Here is a 20095-nt window from a genome sequence, read left to right on the forward strand (position 1 = left end):
GTCGTGCGGGATCGGTAGTCCCAAGCAACTGTTCAGGGTTGTGACCAACGCGGAAGGGACCCTTGCTCCCTATCGGGCTCCAGACCCTCGGGGGGACGGGCTCCCTTCCGCAACCTCTTCATACCACCATCCCATCAGACAAGGGGGGGTAAAGGGAGGGCTTCCTAACCCCTCAATATTCGTCGCTGGGCCGCTGTCGATCCTGCGGCGCGGGCTGGCGCTGCGGTTGGCGGCCGGGCTGCTGCTGCGCCGGCGGGCGGCCGGTCATCCGGTTGATCCAGTCGCGGTCGAGCCGCTCGCCCTGCGGCTGGACGGGCGCCGGGCGCCCCCCCTGCTGCGCCGGCGCGGGTGCGGCGTCCATCTCCTCGCCATCCTGCGGCTCGGTCGGCACCTGCGGCGGCGGGGCGATGGGATTGCCGTCCGGATCGACCATCATGCCGTTGTCGGGGGCGCCATAGGCGTCCTGGTCGGGCTCGAGCATGTTGTCCGGCGGCGTCAGCTGCGTCTCGAACTGCTCGACCGGGCGGTTGGCCACCGCCTGGATCATGAAGTCGTGGAAGGCGCGCGCGGGCGCGCGCCCGCCCTGCAGGCCCGGGATCACCTTGGCGTCGTCGCGGCCCATCCACACGCCGGTGGTGAGGCCGCTGGAGAAGCCGATGAACCAGCCGTCCTTGTTCGACGTCGTCGTACCCGTCTTGCCCGCGACAGGACGGCCGATCTGCGCGGCGCGGCCGGTGCCGGTGGCCACCGCGGTCTGCATCAGGTCGATCATCTGCGCGGCGACATAGTTGGCGACCAGCACGTGACTCGTGTCCACCTCGTGCTGGTAGATCACCCGGTTGTTCGCGGTGACGCGGGTGATGCCATAGGGAGTCACCGCCACGCCGTTGTTGCCCACCGAGGCGAAGGCGCGCGTCATGTCGATCAGGCGGACGTTGGAGGTGCCGAGCACCATCGCCGGCTGGGTGTTGATCGGCGTGGTGATGCCAAAGCGCTTGGCCATGTCCGCCACGGTGGTGAAGCCGACTTCCTGGCCGAGCTTCGCCGCGATCGTGTTGACTGAATAGGCGAAGGCCGTGCGGATCGTGATCGGGCCGCTGTTGCGGCGCGAATCGTTGCGCGGGGTCCAGCCGTCGATCGTCACCGGCTCGTCGACCACCACGTCGTCGGGCTTGTGCCCGGCTTCGAGCGCGGCGAGATAGACGAACAGTTTGAACGACGAGCCCGGCTGGCGCTGCGCCTGGGTGGCGCGGTTGTAGATCGAGGACACATAGTCCTTGCCGCCCACCATCGCCCGCACCGCGCCGTCGCGGTCGATCGAGACGAGAGCGCCCTGCGCGCCGTCGGGCGCGTTGACGCGGATCGCTTGGTCGGCGCTGCGCTGCATGTTGAGGTCGAGCGTCGTCCACACGTCGAGCGGCGCGTCGGTTTCGTCGATCAGCGTTTCCAGCTGGGGCAGCGCCCAGTCGGTGAAGTAGCGGACGCTGTTCTGCTTGGGCTCGGGCGCCAGCTGCACGGCGTGCGGATCGGTGCTGTTGGCCTGGGCTTCGCTGATCTTGCCGGCATCGGCCATCAGCTTGAGCACCACCGTCGCGCGATCGACCGCCGCTTCGGCGTCGGCGGTCGGCGAATAATGCGAGGGTGCCTTCACCAGGCCGGCGATGATCGCGGACTCACCCAAGGAGAGATTTGTCGCGGGATGGCCGAAGAACTTCCGGCTCGCCGCGTCGATGCCGTACGCGCCGCCGCCGAAATAGACCTTGTTCAGGTAGAGCTCGAGAATCTCCTGCTTGCTGAACTTGCGCTCCAGCGCCAGCGCCAGCACCGCCTCGCGGACCTTGCGGCCGACGCTGTACTTGTTCGACAGGAAGATGGTGCGCGCCACCTGCTGGGTGATGGTCGAGCCGCCCTGCAGACGCCGGCCTTCGTCATGCAGCCGCTTGGCCACCCAGAAGATGCGGGCGACGCCGATCGGATCGACGCCCCAGTGCGATTCGAAGCGGCGATCCTCGGTCGCGATGATCGCGTCCTTCATCGCCTGCGGGATCTGGTCGTACTTGATCCACTCGCCATAGCTCGGCCCGAGCGAGACCAGCACGGTGCCGTCGACCGCGTGGACGCGGATCATCTGGCCATTGGGCGAGGACTTCATCTGGTCGAAGCTCGGCAGCGTCGAGCGCGCCGAATAGACCGCGATCGCCAGCGCGATGCAGGCGATCAGCGCCAGCGCCACGCCGCTGATCAGCGACCAGAGGAAGAACTTCTTCCAGAAGGAGCCCCGGCGCCACCAGGGCGCAGCTGCGGTTTTCGATTTCACGGCCATGTACGGCGTGGTCGATTACAGGCTCGCGGGGCTTCCTACAAGGATCAGGCGGCGGACGCCCCTGCGGCGCGGGGCCGAAACTCGAGGCTGACCGAGTTCATGCAGTAGCGAAGCCCCGTGGGCGGCGGGCCGTCGGGGAAGACATGGCCGAGATGGCCGTCGCAGCGTGCGCAGCGCGCCTCGATCCGGCGCATGCCGTGGCTGGTATCGGCATGCTCGCTCACATGGTCCGGCGCCACCGGCTGGGTGAAGCTGGGCCAGCCCGAGCCGGAATCATATTTGTCAATGCTGTCGAACAGTTCGAGCTGGCAGGCAGCGCAGCGATAGATGCCGTCGGCCTTGTTGTCGTTGTAGCGGCCGGAAAAGGCGCGCTCGGTGCCCGCTTCGCGCAGCACGTGGAACTGCTCGGGGGTGAGGCGCTTGCGCCATTCGGATTCGGGGAGATTCAGCTGTTCCATAGGCCCGAGATGTGGGTTCGGCGGGCCGTGCCGTCAATCCGCCGAACGGCTCAATCCGGGATGGTGATCCGCTGCACCACCGCCCCGCTCTCGCGCAACTGCGCCTTCAGCACCTCGGGCTTGGGGGCGTAGAGGAAGCCGAAGCTCACCGTGCCCTTGCGCGTGCGCACGGCGTGGTGGAGCCGGTGGGCCTGGACGATCCGCTTCATATAGCTGGAGCGCGGGATATAGCGGTGGCGGATGCGCTTGTGCACGATGAGGTCGTGGAAGCCGAAATAGATCGCACCATAGGCAGCGATCCCCGCGCCGATCCAGGTGAAGCCCGGCCACCAGCCGAGCTGCACGCCGCCAAGCAGCAGCACGAACGACGGCACCGCGAAGATCGCGGCATACAGGTCGTTGAGCTCCCAGTTGCCGGTGCGCGGGCGATGGTGGCTCTTGTGGAGGAACCAGCCCGGCCCGTGCATGATCCAGCGGTGCGCGGCATAGGCGAACAGCTCCATGCCGAGCACGGTGGCGAGGAAGATCAGGACGGCGTTGAGCGGCGACATGGCCCCCATGTAGGCGATCCCGCCGCGCCATTCCATTGACTTTGCCCAAAGAGGCAGGGTCAGTCCTGGGGCATGTCCAGCAGGTCCGCGCCCATCGCCGAGATCAGCCAGTCATGGAAGATCTGCACCGGCCGCAAGGTGAGGGCGCGAGGGCGGCAGACGAACCAGTAGCTGTAATGGCTCTCCACGGTCAGGTCGAACAGCTGGACCAGCCGCTCGTCGCGGGCGGACTGGTAGTGCGATTCGAGCATGAAGGCGACGCCGAGCCCCTGGGCGGCGGCCTCCAGCATCAGATTGCCCGAATCGAACAGGTCGATCGCCGCGGGCTCCAGATCGGGATAGCCCGCCGCCATCCGCCAGGCGGTGAAGGTCTCGGGCATTTCGCGGTGGACCAGCGCGGTGAGCCGGGCGAGGTCCATCGGATCGCGCACCGGATTGGGCCCCTCCACCAGGCTGCGGGCGCCGATCACGTGCACCCGGTTGCGGTCCAGACGGCGCGAATAATAGCCGGGGTCGATATCGCGGGCGATGACGATCGCCGCGTCGAGCCCGTCGCCCAGCCGCGCCATGCCGTGGCTGCCGGTGTCGACGTCGAGATGGAGTTCGGGATGCCGCTTCTTCAGCTCGGGCAGGCGCGGCAGCAACTGCTGCGTCGCATAGAGCGGCAGCACGCCGAGCCGGAGCCGCAGCAGCTCGCTGCCGCTGGTCATCGTCTCGATCGCGTCGGTCATCGTGTCGAGCGCCGGTGCGATCAGGCTCAGCAGCCGGTCGCCATCGTCGTTGAGCCGCAGCGACTGGTGCCGCCGCTCGAACAAGGGCTTGCCGATAAAGCGCTCGAGCGCCTGCACGCGCCGGCTGAGCGCGGGCGAGGACAGGGCCAGTTCCTCGGCGGCGGCCTTGATCGAACCCAGGCGGGCGACCTGGACGAAAGCTTCGATCGCGGTGAGCGGCGGAAGGCGTCGCATCGATCCGTCTCTCTTCTGTGGTGCGGTGCAGCAAGGGGTTCGCAAAGGCTGAGCGCCCCCACGCAATCCATTCCCGCTGGGGGGAATATCGCCCCGGACAATCGCGATTGCAAGCCATGCATCTACGCGGTGTAAATTTCGCACTTGCACAAAAACGTGCCGCACCGCACATAGGGGGTGCCTTTCAGGCATCCTCTCCTAAAACTTTCCAAGGCCGCCCTTTTTGAGGCGGCCCTTTTTTTTGCCTTCGCCGTTCTTAGCTTTCGGGCCTACCGCCACGAAGGAATCCAGAATGGCCGATGACGAATCCCGCACGAGGCGGCTGCAGGTCGCCAATGCGCGCCCCGAAGACAGCGGCCGCGGACTGGCCCATATCCCGCGCAGCCTGATGGCCGCGCTCGGCATCACCGAGGGTGATGTGATCGAGATCGTCGGCAAGCGCAGCACCCCTGCGCGCGCCGTCCTCCCCTATTCCGAAGACGAAGGGCTGGAGCTGCTCCGCATCGACGGGCTCCAGCGTGCCAATGCCGGGGTCGGCTCGGGCGACTTTGTCGAGGTGCGCCGCGCCGATTCGAAGCCCGCGACGCGCGTCGTGTTCGGCCCGGCCCAGGCAAATCTCCGCCTGCGCGGCACCGGCGAGGCGCTGAAGCGCACCTTCTTCACCCGCCCGCTCACCGCCGGCGACACGATCGCCACGGTCGGCCACCAGCGCGCCGATGTGCCGCCCAACGTCCAGCAGTTCGTGCGGGCGCCCGCCTATGCGTTGCAGGAGATCCGCCTGACGGTGCTCTCCACCGTGCCCCGCGGCGTGGTGCATATCGACGAGAATACCGAGGTCGAGCTCCGCACCGAGTATGAGGAGGCGAAGGAAAGCCGCCGCGCCGATGTGACCTATGACGATATCGGCGGCATGGCCGGCACGATCGACCAGCTGCGCGAAATGGTCGAGCTGCCGTTGCGCTATCCCGAGCTGTTCCAGCGGCTGGGCGTCGATCCGCCCAAGGGCGTGATCCTGCACGGCCCCCCCGGCACCGGCAAGACGCGGCTCGCCCGCGCGGTGGCCAACGAAAGCGACGCCAGCTTCCACCTGATCAACGGGCCGGAGATCATGGGCTCGGCCTATGGCGAATCCGAACAGCGCTTGCGCCAGGTGTTCGAGGAAGCTTCGAAAAACGCGCCGTCGATCGTGTTCATCGACGAGATCGATTCGATCGCGCCGAAGCGCGGCCAGGTGACCGGCGAGGCCGAGAAGCGCCTCGTCGCCCAGTTGCTGACGCTGATGGACGGGCTGGAAGCGCGCGCCAACATCGTCGTGATCGCCGCGACCAATCGTCCCGAGGCGATCGACGAGGCGCTGCGCCGTCCGGGCCGGTTCGATCGCGAGATCGTCGTCGGCGTGCCGGACGATCGCGGGCGGCGCGAGATCCTGGGCATCCACACCCGCGGCATGCCGCTGGCAGAGGATGTCGACCTGCCCGAGCTGGCACGCACCACCTATGGTTTCGTCGGTGCCGATCTCGCCGCGCTGACGCGGGAGGCGGCGATCGAGGCCGTGCGCCGGATCATGCCACGCCTCAACCTTGAGGAAGGCACGATTCCGCCCGAGGTGCTCGACACGCTGTCGGTCACCCGCGACGATTTCCTGGAGGCGCTCAAGCGCGTTCAGCCCTCGGCGATGCGCGAAGTAATGGTGCAGGCGCCGACGGTTCGCTGGGAAGATGTCGGCGGGCTCGACGATGCGCAAATGCGGCTGAAGGAAGGCGTCGAGCTGCCGCTCAAGGATCCGGACGCGTTCCGGCGCCTGGGCATCCGGCCGGCCAAGGGCTTCCTGCTCTACGGGCCGCCGGGCACTGGCAAGACGTTGCTCGCCAAGGCCGTGGCGCGCGAGGCGGAGGCGAACTTCATCGCCACCAAGTCGAGCGACCTGCTCTCCAAATGGTATGGCGAGAGCGAGCAGCAGATCGCGCGCCTGTTCGCGCGTGCCCGCCAAGTCGCGCCCTGCGTGATCTTCATCGACGAGCTCGACTCGCTGGTGCCGGCGCGCGGTGGTTCGATGGGCGAGCCGCAGGTGACCGAGCGCGTGGTCAACACCATCCTCGCCGAGATGGACGGGCTGGAGGAGCTCCAGTCGGTGGTGGTGATCGGCGCGACCAACCGGCCGAACCTGATCGACCCTGCCCTGCTCCGTCCGGGCCGGTTCGACGAGCTGGTCTATGTCGGCGTGCCCGACAAGGCCGGGCGTGAACGCATCCTGCGCATCCAGACCGACAAGATGCCGCTGGCGGCCGATGTCGACCTGGGTTCGATCGCCGAGCAGACCCAGCGCTACACCGGCGCCGACCTGGAAGACGTGGTCCGCCGCGCCGGCCTCGTCGCGCTCCGCCAGTCGCTGGAGACGCGCGAAGTGACAATGGCGCATTTTGAGGAGGCGCTGAAGGACTCGCGGGCGACGGTCACGCCGGAGATGGAGAGCGATTACGAGGCGATGCAGGGCAAGCTGAAGCAGCAGGCCTCGGCAATCCAACCGATCGGCTTCATCGCGCCCGGCATGCTGGAAGGTCGCGGCCCGAAGGGCTAAGCTGCCGCATCCAAGGCCGCCGACGACCATGGCGTTGTCGGCGGCCTTTCCTTTTTTCAGCGAGCAGCATGACCGATCCGAACCCGCTTCAGCAATCCAATCGTCAATGGCTCTGGCCCGCGCTCGCCCTGCTGAGTCTTTCGCTCGCCGGACTTGCCGCGTTCCTCTGCCTGCGCTTCGCCAGCGGGTTCGCGTTCGACCCTGCCCTGCTGCTGGCGTTTCGTACCCCCGGCGACCTCGCCACGCCGATCGGCCCGCCGTGGCTGCTCCAGTCGGCGATCGATATCAGCGCGCTGGGCGGGTACACGGTGCTGTGGCTGGCGGGCGCCGCGACTCTGATCTTCCTGTTCGCGTTCGGCAAGCGCGCCGAAGCGCTGCTGCTCGGCGGATCGCTGGTCGGCGCTTCGACGATCAACGCGCTGCTCAAGCTATTCCTCCATCGTCCACGTCCGGAGGTGGTGCCCCACCTTGCTCATGTCTCCAGCGCCAGCTTTCCTAGCGGCCATGCGATGATCTCGGCGGCTGTCTATCTCACCCTCGGCATCATGGTCGCCCAGACCCAGACCAGCCGCTGGGCGCGCGCGTATCTGCTCGGCTTTGCGGTGCTGCTGGTGCTGCTGATCGGCTGCAGCAGGGTGTTTCTCGGCGTCCACTGGCCGTCGGACGTGCTGGCCGGCTGGTGCTTCGGCGCGATTTGGGCGCTGTGCATGTTCGCGCTCAACGCGCGGCTGCACCGGCGCTAGCGGTCAGCCGTCCGAGGCCTGCGTCGTCCAGCCGAGCCTGGGAATCGTGATCGAACGCTTGCCCGACAGGTCGACGCGGGTGACGAACAGCCCCTTGCTCTCGATATACTGCATCAGCCGCCGCGCGCGTCCGAGCGAGCTGGTGCCGTAGCTGGTCGCGATATCGGTATCGCTCGGGCATGGCAGCCCATCGCGCGCGGCCTTGGCGACGAGCAGGAACGGGGCGAGCATGTCGTCGGGCAGCGCCCGCGCCGCTTCCAGTGCCTGCGCCCACTCGTCGTCGGGATCGCCATGGATGCCCGCGCGTGCCGCCGACAGGCGCCGTACGAATCCCGAAATATCGAGCGGCGGACGGGTCAGCCCCACCATCCGGCAGCGCACCTGGAAATCCTGGTAGAGCACCGCGGGCGAGCGCAGCGTCGACTGCTCGTCCTCGACGATCGCGCGCAGCACGTCGGCGACCAGCCCGGCGACTTCCGCGGGATCGTGATCGGGCTCGACTTCCATCGGCGAGGGCGCCGAACGGGCAAGCTGCTCGAGCACCGTTTCCGGCTGGGAATAGGCATGCGCGGGAGGCGGGGCCGGCGGCACCCATTCGGGCTCGGCCGGGGCGAGCAGCAAATCCTTGATGTCTTCGGTCGGCGCCTGGGGCAGCGGGGTCAGCTTCGGGGACGAGCTGCGCGCGCTGGTTTCCACCGCGCCGATGCGGATCGCCACCGGCCGCCGGGTGATCGCCGGGCCGAGCCCAAGGAAATGCCCGCGCTGCAGATCGCGGATCGCCTCGGCCTGGCGGCGCTCCATGCCGAGCAGGTCGGCCGCGCGCTGCATGTCGATGTCGAGAAAGGTGCGGCCCATCAGGAAGTTCGACGCTTCCGCCGCGACATTCTTGGCGAGCTTCGCCAGCCGCTGCGTCGCGATCACGCCTGCCAGCCCGCGCTTGCGGCCGCGGCACATCAGGTTGGTCATCGCCGACAACGAAGCGCGGCGAACTTCCTCCGCCACTTCGCCGCCACCGGCGGGCGCGAACAGCTGGGCTTCGTCGACCACGACGAGGGCGGGATACCAATGATCGCGCGGCGCATCGAACAGGCCGTTGAGGAAGGTGGCGGCGCAGCGCATCTGCCCTTCCGCCTCCAGCCCTTCGAGGCTCAGCACCACAGAGGCGCGATGTTCGCGGATGCGCGCGGCGAAGCGGGCGACGTCGCGCTCGCTATGGTCGACCGCCTCGATCGCGAGATGGCCGTAGCGATCGGAGAGGGTGACGAAATCGCCCTCGGGATCGATCACCACTTGCTGGACGTGCCCCGCGGACTGTTCGAGCAGGCGGCGGAGCAGGTGCGACTTGCCCGACCCCGAATTGCCCTGGACGAGCAATCGGGTTGCAAGCAACTCCTCCAGATCGACCGGCACGGGTCCGCCCGTGCCGTCGACGCCCATGTCCACGCTGACGGTCATCGCCGCCGCTTTGCCGGATCAGGGGGGGCAGCGGCAAGGGCTGCCGCCACGAAAACTGTGGGTGTTTGTTTCGCCTCAGGCCGCGTCGGCGGCATTGCGGCGCTGGCGACGGCGTTCGAGCGCCTGCATCGTCTTTTCGGCGAGCAGCGTGAGGCGGGCGGTATCCTGCTCGGTGAGCTGCGGGCGCGCGGTGCTGTCGATCACGCACAAGGTCCCGATCCGCTTGCCGCTGGCGGTACGCAAGGGTGCCCCGGCGTAGAAGCGGATGTTGGGATCGCCGGTGACCAGCGGGTTCTCCGCGAAGCGCGGATCGGCCTTGGCGTCGTTGACCACGAAGACGTCGGGCCCGCGGATCGCGTGGGTGCAGAAGGAGATCGAGCGCGGCGTCTCCTGCGGCTCCAGCCCGACGCGCGCCTTGAACCATTGCCGGTTCTCGTCGATCAGCGAAATCAGCGCGATCGGCACGCCCAGTGCCGCCGCAGCCTCGCGCACGATCGCATCGAATTCGGCTTCGTTGGGGGTGTCGAGCACGCCATAGCCCTTGAGCTCGGCGAGGCGGGCGGGTTCATCCGAGGGGTCCAGCGGCATCGTTCGTCGTCCTGCGTTTGCGCCCCCCAGCACATTCGGTCTAATACCGAGCCACAAGTTAACATTTGCTCGACAGCGCAAGCAGGTGCCGGGCAGTCTGATGGCAGCCATGCGTCCCGATCCCATTGAACATCTCCGCCGTGTTTTCGGCTATGACGCCTTTCGCGGCGTGCAGGGCTCGGTGGTCGACCGGGTCATGGCGGGGCAGCGCACGCTGGCGGTGATGCCCACCGGTGCGGGCAAGTCGCTGACCTACCAGCTGCCCTCGGTGATGCTGGAGGGGACCTGCGTCGTCGTCAGCCCGCTGATCGCGCTCATGCACGACCAGCTGCGTGCGGCCGAGGCCGTGGGCATCCGCGCCGCCACGCTGACCAGCGTCGACGACAATCGTGCCGAGACGATCGAGCGCTTCCGCGCCGGCCAGCTCGACCTGCTCTACATCGCGCCCGAACGCGCGTCGGGCGAAGGCTTCCGCAACCTGCTGACCCAGGCGCCGCTCAGCCTGTTCGCGATCGACGAGGCACATTGCGTGTCCGAATGGGGGCATGATTTCCGCCCCGATTACCGGCTGCTGCGCCCGCTGCTCGATCGCTTTCCGGAGGTCCCGCGCCTCGCGCTGACCGCGACCGCCGACGCGCATACCCGTGCCGACATCCTCGAGCAGCTGGGCATTCCGGAAGACGGGCTGATCGTCGCCGGCTTCGACCGGCCGAACATCCGCTACCATATCGCCCCACGCGAGAACACGACGCGGCAGATCATCGACATCGTCGCCGAAAACCCGGGCCCCGGCATCGTCTATGCCCAGACGCGCAAGGGCGTGGAGCAGCTCGCCGAGAAGCTGGCGGCCGAAACCGGACGGCCGGTGCTCCCCTATCATGCCGGGCTCGATCCCGACGTGCGCCGCCGCAACCAGGCGCAGTTCGTCGCGAGCGAGGATATGGTGGTGGTCGCCACCGTCGCGTTCGGCATGGGGATCGACAAGCCCGACGTGCGCTTCGTCGCCCATGCCGGGCTCCCCAAGTCGATCGAGGCCTATTACCAGGAAACCGGCCGCGCCGGCCGCGACGGCGATCCCTCGGTCGCGCATCTCTTCTGGGGTGCGGACGATTTCGCCCGGGCGCGCCAGCGGATCGGCGAGGTCGAGCCCTCGCGCCAGCTCGGCGAGCGCACCCGGCTGACCGCGCTCGGCGCGCTGGTAGAGACGGCGGGGTGTCGCCGCCGCATCCTGCTCAAGCATTTCGGCGAGGATGCGCCCGAGACCTGCGGCAATTGCGACAATTGCCTCAATCCCCCGGCGGCGATCGACGTCAGCGTGACCGCGCAGAAATTTCTCTCGGCGGTGTTTCGCACCGGCATGCTCTACGGCATCGGCTATATCGAGGGCATCCTGACCGGCGTCTCGACCGAGCGGAGCCTGATGAACGGGCACGAGAAGCTCTCCGTCTTCGGCATCGTCGACGGGGAGGAAGTGGCGATGCTGAAACCCGTATCGCGCGCGCTGCTGCTCCGCGATGCGCTGCGCACCAACGAGCATGGCGGGCTAGAGTTCGGCCCCGAGGCGCGCGCGATCCTCAAGGGCGAGGCGAAGCTGGAGCTGGTCCTGCCGCCCAAGCGCGAGCGGCGCCGCCGCGGGGCTAAGGGGTCGGTGCCGAACCCGGTCGGCAACCCGCTGTTCGAGGCGCTGCGCGCCAAGCGGCGCGAGATCGCGCAGGAGACCGGGCTGCCGCCGTACGTCATCTTTCATGACTCGGTGCTGCGCGACATGGCGATGGTACGCCCGTCGTCGCTGGCGGAGATGGGGCAGCTCTCGGGCGTCGGCGCGCGCAAGCTGGATGCCTATGGGCAGGACTTCCTGAACGTCCTCCGCCAGTTCTGATCGGCTTCCTTGGGGCGGGCCCTCGCGCTACAGCCTCGCGCTGGAATCAGAAGGAGGACCTGCCATGCCCAACAAGATCGACGACCGCATCTCGGTGGCGCCGCAGATCCGGCCCGAGGACGTGCCCGCGCTCGCCGCGGCGGGGTTCGTGCACATCATCAACAATCGCCCCGAGGGCGAGGAATATGGCCAGCCCACCGGCGCGCAGATCGCGGAGGCGGCCGAGGCGGCGGGGCTGGGCTACACCGAAATCCCGGTGACGCCGGGCGGCTTCTCGATGGCGCAGGTCGAGGCGATGGCCGAGGCGCTGGGCTCGGTGGACGGGCCGGTGCTGGCGTACTGCCGCTCGGGCACGCGTTCCTGCAACCTCTGGGCGCTGGCCACCGCATACAAGGGCGGCGCGCCCGACGAACTGGTCGAGAAGGGCGCGGGCGCTGGCTACGACCTGTCCGGGATCCGCCCGGCGCTCGAGCAGCTGGCGGGGAAGTAAGCGTTCTTTGATCCTCCCCTGCAAGGGGAGGTGGCGCGCGTAGCGCGACGGAGGGGTGTCGCCGCAAGAAACGGGAGCCCTGCTCCCCAGCGGGGATACCCCTCCACCACCGCCTTCGGCGGCGGTCCCCAGCATTGGGTCGATCATGCCCCCGGCATGATCTTGGATTGCCGGGAGCAATCCAACCCGATGCTCCTCCGGGTGAGGATTTCAAAGCCACCCCACGCACAAAAAATGGGCTGGTGGTTGCCCACCAGCCCAGTCGTCCGCAGGAGGAACCTCGGTGGGGCGCCGCGGCAGGAGAGGATCCCGCGGCGCCCGAACTTGTCAGTAATTGTAGGCGCGCTCGCCGTGCTCGTTGATGTCGAGCCCTTCGACTTCGACTTCCTTCGAGGGGCGGATGCCCATGGTGAGCTTCAGGCCGTAGAAGAGGATCGCCGAGACCGCGCCCGACCAGAGCAGGGTGATGCCCACCGCTTCGGCCTGGATGATCAGCTGCGCGGCCGTGTCGTAGCTCGGAGCCGCGACCGCCGGGAACTTGGTGTAATCGATGATGCCCTGGCCGCCGAGCGCCGGGTTGGCGACGATCGCGGTGCCGAGCGCACCGACGATGCCGCCGACGCAGTGGACGCCGAACACGTCGAGTGAGTCGTCATACTTCAGCTTGTTCTTCACCGTGGTGACGAAGAAGAAGCAGATCGGCGACACGACCAGACCGAGCACGATCGAGGTCATCGGCGCGGCATAGCCCGAGGCGGGGGTGATCGCGACCAGGCCGGCGACCGCACCGGTCACGCCACCCAGCAGCGACGGCTTCTTGTGCACGACCTGCTCGATCACGGCCCAGCTCACTGCCGCAGCAGCCGTGGCGACGAAGGTGTTGATGAAGGCAACCGCGGTCACGCCGTTCGATTCGAGGTTGGAACCGGCGTTGAAGCCGAACCAGCCCACCCACAGCAGCGAGGCGCCGATCATGGTCATGGTCAGCGAGTGCGGCGGCATCGGCTCGCTCTTGAAGCCCACGCGCTTGCCGATCACGAGGCAGCCGACCAGGCCGGCGATGCCCGCATTGATGTGGACGACGGTGCCACCGGCGAAATCGAGCGCGCCCTTGCCCCACAGGAAGCCGTAATCGGTCGGCGCATCGACGAGGAAGTCCGGGCCCGCCCAGTACCAGACCATGTGCGCGATCGGGAAATAGGCCAGCGTCATCCACAGCACGGTGAAGATGATCAGGGGCGTGAACTTCACGCGCTCCGCAAAGGCACCGACGATCAGCGCCGGCGTGATGCAGGCGAAGGTCATCTGGAAGCAGACGAACGCGAATTCGGGGATGTAGACGTTGTTCGAGAAGGTCGCGCCATAGGTGCTGGCGCTCACCCCGACCAGGAACGCCTTGGAAAGGCCGCCGAAGAAGTGGTTGTCGCCGCCGCTAGTGAAGGCGATCGAATAGCCCCAGCTGACCCACACCAGCGAGGCGACCGAGACGATCATGAACACCTGCATCAGCACCGAGAGCATGTTCTTGGTGCGGACCAGACCGCCATAGAACAGCGCCAGCGCCGGCACCGACATCATCAGCACCAGCGCCGAGGAGATCAGCATCCAGGCGGTGTCGCCCTTGTTCACCATCGTCGCCTGCTGGGCGACGGTGGGGGCCTTGATCAGTGCCGGGGTCTGTGCCCAGGCGGGCATCGCCGCGACGACCGCGGCTGCGCCGAGCGCTAGCCCGGCGGTCTTCCATCCTTGCTTCATTGCTACCCCCTTGCTCACAGCGCCGTCTCGTCGGTCTCGCCGGTGCGGATGCGCACGGCCTGGCCCATGTCGAGGACGAAGATCTTGCCGTCACCGATCGCGCCGGTGCTCGCCGCCGCCTGGATCGCCTCCACGGCACGGTCGGCAAGATCGCTGCCCACGGCGACCTCGATCTTGATCTTCGGCACCATGTTCGTGCTGTACTCGGCGCCGCGATAGATCTCGGTCTGGCCCTTCTGGCGGCCGAACCCCTTCACTTCGGTAACGGTCATGCCCGTCACCCCGACGGTGGTGAGCGCCTCGCGCACCTCGTCGAGCTTGAAGGGTTTGATGATGGCGATGATGAGCTTCATGTCGCCCCCTCTGGCGGTTGTCCCGGGGAGCAACGTCGCAAGGGGCGTGCCAAATGGAACGCACAGGGGAGATGTGCGTTTCGTGCCGCCAAATATTACGAACTGGTGAATTTTGTGACGCGTGTCTGCCCGAAAAACGGGCAGATCATTGCAGCGTCGCGCTGTCCTCGCCGTGCCGGCCGAAGAATTGCATTAGCTGGACGATGAGCTCGGCGCGGTCTTCCAACCGGGGCGCTTCGAGCAGCGCCTGTTTCGACGCGGCGTCGAACGGCGCGATCTGGGCAATGCCGTTGACCAGCGATTCGTCGTCGAGCCGGGTCACCGCCTCCCAGTCGACCATATAGCCTAGGCCATCGGCGAAGCGGCGCGATTCCATCTCGATCGACGCGCGGCCCGCCAGCGACAGCGATTCGGATTCGCCCGCTACCTCCAGTGCCGCCTCGACCTGGCGGAAGGGCGTGCTCACCTCCAGTTCGCGGACGATGGTGAAGCGGCTCAGGCCCTCCAGCACGATGTTGAAGCGCCCGTCGTCAAGCGCCTCGACATCCGCGATTCGGCCGACACAGCCGACATCGAACAGCGTCGGCGGATCGCGTTCGTCGCGCGGCTGGACCATGCCGATGCGCCGGTCGCGTGCGAGCGCCTCGGAGACCATCGCGCGGTAGCGCGGCTCGAAGATGTGGAGCGGCAGGTGCATGCGCGGGAACAGCAGCGCACCTGCCAGCGGAAACACCGAGAGCCGCGTCGTCTTCATCCGAACAGGATCTGCGACAGCTTGCGACGCTGGGCGGCAACCCAGGGATCTTCGAGCCCGACGACCTCGAACAGCTTGAGCAGCCGCTGGCGCGCGGCGCCCTCGTTCCAGGCGCGATCGTCGCGGACCATGGCGAGCAGCGTCTCGGCCGCCCCCTCGCGGTCGCCCGCCGCCATCTGGCCGCCTGCGAGCTCATAGCGCGCATCCATGTCCTCCGGGTTCGCAGCCGCACGTGCGGCGAGCCCGCTGAGGTCGTCGACCGGCTGTGCCTCGCGGGCGAGGCTCAGCGCGGCACGGGCGCGCTCGACTTCGGGCGCCTTGGCATCGCCCTGGATCGCGTCCAGCGCGGCCTGCGCCTCGTCATGGCGGCCCAGCGCGGTCAGCGCGCGGACGCGTCCGGCGGCAACCACCCCATGGTCCGGTGCCATTTCGGCGATCTGATCGAAGATCGCGAGCGCGCGCTCGGCATCGCCGTCGGCCAACACTTGCTCGCCCATCGCGATCAGCGGCTCGAGCTCGGCTTCGGCGTCCGCGGCTTCGCCCGAGATCGGCAGCTGGCGGAGGATCTGGTCGAGCATCGTGCGCAGCTGCGATTCGGTACGCGCGCTGGTCAGGTCGGCGACCAGCTGGCCCTGGAACATCGCATAGACGGTCGGGATCGAGCGGACCTGGAATTGGCTGGCGATGAAGTTGTTCGCATCGACGTCGATCTTGGCCAGCATCACGCCCTTCGGCGCATATTCGTCGGTGACCTTCTCGATCACCGGGCCCAGCGCCTTGCACGGCCCGCACCATTCCGCCCAGAAATCAATGATGACGAGCTTCGACATCGACGGCTCGACGACGTCCTTGCGAAAGGCGTCGACGGCCTGTTTGTCGGCGGGGCTCATACCAAGCGTGGCCAAAATGCGCTCCTTCAGCGGTCTGCGGGTGCCGGCGCCTCTGTGGGCACGCGGGCGGGTCGGCTTCTATTTGGGCGTTCGGGGGCAAACCGCCAAGCCTTTTCCAAAAAGTGCAAAAGGGGGGTTGCGCGGTTTGAAACCCGCTGTTAGTTGGCCCGCCTCACCCGCCGAGAGCGCTTCGAAACGCTCCCGGCCACGACGCCAGAGCGGGCGTAGCTCAGGGGTAGAGCACAACCTTGCCAAGGTTGGGGTCGAGGGTTCGAATCCCTTCGCCCGCTCCAGTCGCCTTTCGCGACTGTTCCGTCGATGTCACGGCATCAGCCGTTTCCTCCCTTCCGACAGATGCCAGCGCATCGCGAGCGCCGCGCCATCCGCATCCTGCGCGCGGATCGCCTCGACGATCGTCGCATGCTCGCGCACCATTGCGGCGATCGGCTCGGCTTCACGCAGCCGGGCGATGTCGACCCCGGCGCGCATGATTCGCATCGTTTCCTCGTGGAGATGCTCGAACGCCTTTTCGAAGGCGGGATTCGAGGTGGCGCGGAAGATCGCGCGGTGCAGCCGCCAATCCTCGTCATGGGCGGGGTCGCTGGAGAGCAACGCCTTGCGCAGATCGGCCATTGCCGACTCGATCTCTGCCAGCTGCTCGGGCGAGCGCCGACGCGCCGCCAGCCGCGCGGCTTCCGATTCGAGCGCGAATCGCACCTCATAGGTGCCGAGCGTCGCGGAAAGCTCGTCGAACGCCATGTGGGCGCCCAGGCGCAGCGAGGGGCGACGCATCACATAGGAGCCCGCCCCGCGCCGCGATTCGGTGATGCCGTCGGCCGCCAGCCGCACCAGCGCCTCGCGCACCACGGTGCGCGACATGCCGAAGCTTTCGGCCAGTCGCGATTCGGAGGGCAGGCGATCGCCGACGTTCAATCCGCCCAGGATGATCTCGACGATTCGCGAATAGGCCTGGTCGGCAAGGCGCTGGTCGGCGGGAGCGTGGTTTCGCAGCATGATGCGCCACGATACTAAGCCGTTTGAAAATGGCGAGTCGTGCCATGGTCTTAGGAGAAGCCGATGTCCGCCACCCCTGCCCCCATCCGCGTCGGCATCGGCGGCTGGACGTTCGAGCCGTGGCGCGGGACCTTCTATCCGGACAAGCTGCCGCAGAAGCGCGAGCTCGAATATGCCGCGGCCGCGCTCACCGCGATCGAGATCAACGGTACCTATTATTCCACCTTCAAGCCCGCGAGCTTCGCCGGCTGGGCAGCGGCGGCGCCCGAGGGCTTCGTCTATACGGTGAAGGGATCGCGCTTCGTCACCAACCGCAAGGTGCTGGCCGAGGCGGACGAATCGATCGCGCGCTTCTGCGGCCAGGGGCTGACCGAGCTGGGCGACAAGCTCGGCCCGATCTTCTGGCAGTTCATGGCGACCAAGAAGTTCGACGCGGAGGATTTCGGTGCTTTCCTCAAGCTTCTCCCCGCCGAACAGGACGGCGTGAAGCTGCGCCATGCCGTGCAGGTGCGGCACGACAGCTTCCACACGCCCGAATTCGTCGCGCTGTGCCGCGCGGCCGGCGTGGCAATCGTCTTTGCCGACTCGCCGCAATATCCGGCGATCGCTGATGTCAGCGGCGACTTCGTCTATGCTCGGCTCGAGGCGGGCGAGGACGACAATCCCTTCTGCTATCCCGAATCCGCTCTGCCGCGCTGGGTCGAGGCGGCCAGGACCTGGGCGGCGGGCGGCCAGCCCAAGGGACTGCCGACCTTCGCGCCGGAGCCCGCGCCGGTGCAGCCGCGCGAGACCTTCGTCTTCTTCATCCATGGCGGCAAGGTCCGCGCACCCGCGGCTGCCCAGGAGTTCATCCGCCGGCTCGACTGAGCGGCGAACCCTTTGGCGCGGCGCTTCGTTGATCGGGGACCACCCCGAGGAGATCCCGCATGATCCACGATCCCGAACAGCAGAAGCCGCAGGACGACGAAGCCGAAGCGATGGAAGAGGCGCAGAAGGACGCCGCCGAGGAGCGCGAGGAAGAAGGCGGCTATCAATGAGGTCCGGGGCGCGGCGGCGGGACACCGTGCGCCGCGCCCTGCCCCCGATGTCGGGCCTTTCCCGAGTTCGTTCAAGGCCTAGCCAAACGGCCGGGTAATTGATAATCACTCGCAGCATGAACGCCCCCGCTGCGATTCCCGTGCCCGTACGCCTCGCCCAGCTGCATCGCCATGCCCCCGGCACCGTGGCCGGAGTCGACTGGGACCGACTTGCCGAACCCGAGGCGCGCCGCCTGCGCGAACTGGGCCTGGATGAGGGCGTGGAAGTCGAACTGCTGCACCGCTCCGGCCTGTTCGGTGGCCCGCTCGCCTGCCGCATCGGCCGGATGACCGTGGCGCTCCGCCGCCATGTCGCCGCCGCGATTCATGTGACGCCGCTGGCCAAGCACGCATGAACACCACGCCATTGGTTGCGCTGGTCGGCAATCCCAATGCCGGCAAGAGCGCGCTGTTCAATGCGCTGACCGGCGCGCGGCAGAAGGTAGGCAATTATCCCGGCGTCACCGTCGAGCGCCATTCCGGCCGCATGGCGCTGCCCGACGGCCGCCCGATCGAACTGGTCGACCTGCCCGGCGCCTACAGCCTCGATCCCGGCAGCCCCGACGAGCAGGTGACGCGTGACGTGCTGCTCGGCCGCCAGCATGGCGAGCGGCTGCCAGACGCGATCCTCACCGTGGTCGACGCCTCCAATCTCGACAACCATCTCCGCTTCACGCTCCAGCTAATCGCGCTGGGGCTGCCGATCGTGGTGGCGCTCAACATGGTCGATCTCGCCGAGCGCGACGGGCTGAAGCTCGATGCGGAAGCGCTGGAGCGCGAGCTCGGCGTTCCTGTCGTCGCCACCGTCGCGGTGCGCCGCCGCGGGCTCGATGCGCTCAAGGAGCGGATGGGCGAGATGGTCAAGGGCGCGACCAGGATCCGCCCCTCGGCAGGCGTGCAGCACGACATCGTCCTGCTCCAGCGGCGCGCGCGCCAGATCGCCACTGCCGTCACCGTGTCGGAAACCGCCGCGCGTCGCTGGACGCACCGGCTCGACGCGTTGTTCCTCCATCCGGTCGCCGGGCCGATCATCCTGCTCGGCACGATGTTCCTGATGTTCCAGGCGGTGTTCGCCTGGTCGCAGGTGCCGATCGGCTGGATCGAGGATGGCATGAAGTGGCTCGGCGCCGAAGTCGGCAGCGCGCTGCCCGACGGCGTGTTCCGTTCGCTGATCGTCGATGGGGTGATCGCGGGCGTCGGCGCGGTGATTGTCTTCCTGCCGCAGATCCTGATCCTGTTCGCCTTCATCCTGGTGCTGGAGGCGACCGGCTATATGGTCCGCGCCGCCTTTCTGATGGACCGGGTGATGGCGAGCGTCGGGCTTTCGGGCCGCGCCTTCATCCCGCTGCTCTCCAGCTTCGCCTGCGCGGTGCCGGGGATCATGGCGACGCGGACGATCTCCGACGAGAAAGACCGGCTGACCACGATCCTGATCGCGCCGCTGATGACCTGTTCGGCGCGGCTGCCGGTCTACACCATCATCATCGGCGCGCTGATCCCCGATCGCGCGGTGCTCCCCGGCGTCGGCCTGCAGGGACTGGTGCTGTTCGCGCTCTACATTCTCGGCATCCTCGGCGCCTTCGTTGTCGCGCTGGTGCTCCGGCGGACGGTGACCAAGGGCGCGACCTCGGGCTTCATGATGGAGATGCCCAAATATCAGTGGCCGAGCGCGCGCGACGTGCTGCTCGGGCTGTGGCAGCGCGCGCTGATCTTCCTCAAGCGCGCGGGCACGATCATTCTCTACACCACGGTGATCCTGTGGGCACTCCTGAGCTTCCCCAAGCCGCCTGAAGGCAGCGGTATCTCCAAGGTCGATTATTCGATCGCCGGGCGGATCGGCAGCGGGCTGGAGAAGATCGTCGCCCCGATCGGCTTCAACCGCGACATGGCGCTGGCGGTGATCCCGGCGATGGCGGCGCGCGAAGTGGCGGTGGCGGCGATCGGCACCGTCTATGCCGTCGACAATCCCGACGACGAGGCCGGCGAGGCCTCGATCCGCGAACAGCTCCAGAAGCATTGGAGCCTGCCGAGCGCGCTCGCCTTCCTGATGTGGTTCGTGTTCGCGCCGCAGTGCATCTCGACCATCGCAGTGACGCGGCGGGAGACCAACGGGTGGAAATGGCCGGCTTTCATGATCGGCTATCTGTTCGCGCTCGCCTATGTCGCGGCGGGGATCACCTATTGGAGCGCGATCGGCCTCGGCCTGTAGCAATTGCATCCCCC

Annotated in this window: 18 protein-coding genes and 1 tRNA gene; 8 read left to right on the top strand and 11 right to left on the bottom strand. The window is 67.6% G+C overall.

Annotation, left to right across the window (positions count from 1 at the left end):
• Positions 1-172: 172 nt before the first annotated feature.
• From ABIC65_RS13460 to ABIC65_RS13475, 4 genes are read right to left on the bottom strand one after another with little or no spacing between them, the layout of a single operon-like run.
• Positions 173-2323, bottom strand: a complete 2151-nt coding sequence (locus tag ABIC65_RS13460) for a transglycosylase domain-containing protein (protein WP_354309408.1) — start codon at positions 2321-2323, stop codon at positions 173-175.
• A gap of 44 nt (positions 2324-2367) precedes the next feature.
• Positions 2368-2781, bottom strand: a complete 414-nt coding sequence (gene msrB / locus ABIC65_RS13465; protein WP_121072738.1) for a peptide-methionine (R)-S-oxide reductase MsrB — start codon at positions 2779-2781, stop codon at positions 2368-2370.
• 50 nt (positions 2782-2831) lie between these two features.
• Complete coding sequence (locus ABIC65_RS13470) at positions 2832-3332, bottom strand: sterol desaturase family protein (RefSeq protein WP_354309410.1); 501 nt, start codon at positions 3330-3332, stop codon at positions 2832-2834.
• Between the two features lie 59 nt (positions 3333-3391).
• Positions 3392-4297 carry a LysR substrate-binding domain-containing protein gene (locus ABIC65_RS13475; RefSeq protein ID WP_354309411.1) on the bottom strand — a complete coding sequence of 302 codons (906 nt, stop codon included), beginning with the start codon at positions 4295-4297 and terminating at the stop codon, positions 3392-3394.
• Positions 4298-4589: 292 nt separating this feature from the next.
• Between ABIC65_RS13475 and ABIC65_RS13480 the strand changes: the two genes are divergently transcribed.
• Positions 4590-6875 carry a CDC48 family AAA ATPase gene (locus tag ABIC65_RS13480; protein ID WP_354309412.1) on the top strand — a complete coding sequence of 762 codons (2286 nt, stop codon included), beginning with the start codon at positions 4590-4592 and terminating at the stop codon, positions 6873-6875.
• A 68-nt stretch (positions 6876-6943) separates the two neighbouring features.
• Positions 6944-7618 (top strand): phosphatase PAP2 family protein, encoded by a 675-nt coding sequence (locus tag ABIC65_RS13485; RefSeq protein WP_354309414.1) that lies wholly within the window; start codon positions 6944-6946, stop codon positions 7616-7618.
• Between the two features lie 3 nt (positions 7619-7621).
• On the opposite strand, the gene ABIC65_RS13490 is transcribed toward ABIC65_RS13485, so the two are convergent.
• Positions 7622-9073: an ATP-binding protein gene (locus ABIC65_RS13490; RefSeq protein ID WP_354309416.1), complete on the bottom strand. Its 1452-nt coding sequence runs from the start codon at positions 9071-9073 to the stop codon at positions 7622-7624.
• A 75-nt stretch (positions 9074-9148) separates the two neighbouring features.
• Positions 9149-9661: a GAF domain-containing protein gene (locus ABIC65_RS13495; RefSeq protein WP_354309417.1), complete on the bottom strand. Its 513-nt coding sequence runs from the start codon at positions 9659-9661 to the stop codon at positions 9149-9151.
• A gap of 109 nt (positions 9662-9770) precedes the next feature.
• On the opposite strand from ABIC65_RS13495, the gene recQ reads away from it, so the two are divergent.
• Complete coding sequence (recQ, locus tag ABIC65_RS13500; RefSeq protein ID WP_354310008.1) at positions 9771-11540, top strand: DNA helicase RecQ; 1770 nt, start codon at positions 9771-9773, stop codon at positions 11538-11540.
• Between the two features lie 64 nt (positions 11541-11604).
• The gene (locus ABIC65_RS13505) at positions 11605-12030 is read left to right on the top strand and encodes a TIGR01244 family sulfur transferase (protein ID WP_354309419.1); all 426 of its coding nucleotides are present in this window, start codon (positions 11605-11607) and stop codon (positions 12028-12030) included.
• Positions 12031-12357: 327 nt separating this feature from the next.
• On the opposite strand, the gene ABIC65_RS13510 is transcribed toward ABIC65_RS13505, so the two are convergent.
• The 4 genes from ABIC65_RS13510 to ABIC65_RS13525 all read right to left on the bottom strand — a co-directional run bounded on the left by ABIC65_RS13510 (position 12358) and on the right by ABIC65_RS13525 (position 15782).
• Entirely contained in the window at positions 12358-13785 is a 1428-nt protein-coding gene (locus ABIC65_RS13510; RefSeq protein WP_354309421.1) for an ammonium transporter, read from the bottom strand.
• 14 nt (positions 13786-13799) lie between these two features.
• On the bottom strand, positions 13800-14138 hold the full coding sequence (locus ABIC65_RS13515) for a P-II family nitrogen regulator (RefSeq protein ID WP_010542740.1): 339 nt from the start codon (positions 14136-14138) through the stop codon (positions 13800-13802).
• Between the two features lie 145 nt (positions 14139-14283).
• Positions 14284-14892 (bottom strand): LON peptidase substrate-binding domain-containing protein, encoded by a 609-nt coding sequence (locus ABIC65_RS13520; protein ID WP_354309423.1) that lies wholly within the window; start codon positions 14890-14892, stop codon positions 14284-14286.
• Positions 14889-15782, bottom strand: a complete 894-nt coding sequence (locus ABIC65_RS13525; RefSeq protein WP_354310009.1) for a tetratricopeptide repeat protein — start codon at positions 15780-15782, stop codon at positions 14889-14891. Before ABIC65_RS13525 ends, ABIC65_RS13520 begins: the two co-directional genes overlap by 4 nt.
• Positions 15783-16000: 218 nt before the next feature.
• Between ABIC65_RS13525 and ABIC65_RS13530 the strand changes: the two genes are divergently transcribed.
• Positions 16001-16075: transfer RNA gene (locus ABIC65_RS13530), tRNA-Gly, on the top strand.
• A gap of 28 nt (positions 16076-16103) precedes the next feature.
• On the opposite strand, the gene ABIC65_RS13535 is transcribed toward ABIC65_RS13530, so the two are convergent.
• Positions 16104-16796, bottom strand: a complete 693-nt coding sequence (locus ABIC65_RS13535; protein WP_354309425.1) for a FadR/GntR family transcriptional regulator — start codon at positions 16794-16796, stop codon at positions 16104-16106.
• A gap of 63 nt (positions 16797-16859) precedes the next feature.
• Here ABIC65_RS13535 and ABIC65_RS13540 point away from each other — a divergent pair, with 63 nt between their 5' ends.
• The 3 genes from ABIC65_RS13540 to feoB all read left to right on the top strand — a co-directional run bounded on the left by ABIC65_RS13540 (position 16860) and on the right by feoB (position 20081).
• Positions 16860-17663 carry a DUF72 domain-containing protein gene (locus ABIC65_RS13540; RefSeq protein ID WP_354309427.1) on the top strand — a complete coding sequence of 268 codons (804 nt, stop codon included), beginning with the start codon at positions 16860-16862 and terminating at the stop codon, positions 17661-17663.
• 286 nt (positions 17664-17949) lie between these two features.
• Positions 17950-18228, top strand: a complete 279-nt coding sequence (locus ABIC65_RS13545) for a FeoA family protein (RefSeq protein ID WP_084445919.1) — start codon at positions 17950-17952, stop codon at positions 18226-18228.
• Complete coding sequence (feoB, locus tag ABIC65_RS13550; RefSeq protein WP_354309429.1) at positions 18225-20081, top strand: ferrous iron transporter B; 1857 nt, start codon at positions 18225-18227, stop codon at positions 20079-20081. The genes ABIC65_RS13545 and feoB overlap by 4 nt, the downstream gene beginning before the upstream one ends.
• Positions 20082-20095: the final 14 nt, after the last annotated feature.

Origin of the sequence: Sphingomonas trueperi (assembly GCF_040545665.1) — a bacterium.
Taxonomy (GTDB): domain Bacteria; phylum Pseudomonadota; class Alphaproteobacteria; order Sphingomonadales; family Sphingomonadaceae; genus Sphingomonas; species Sphingomonas trueperi_B.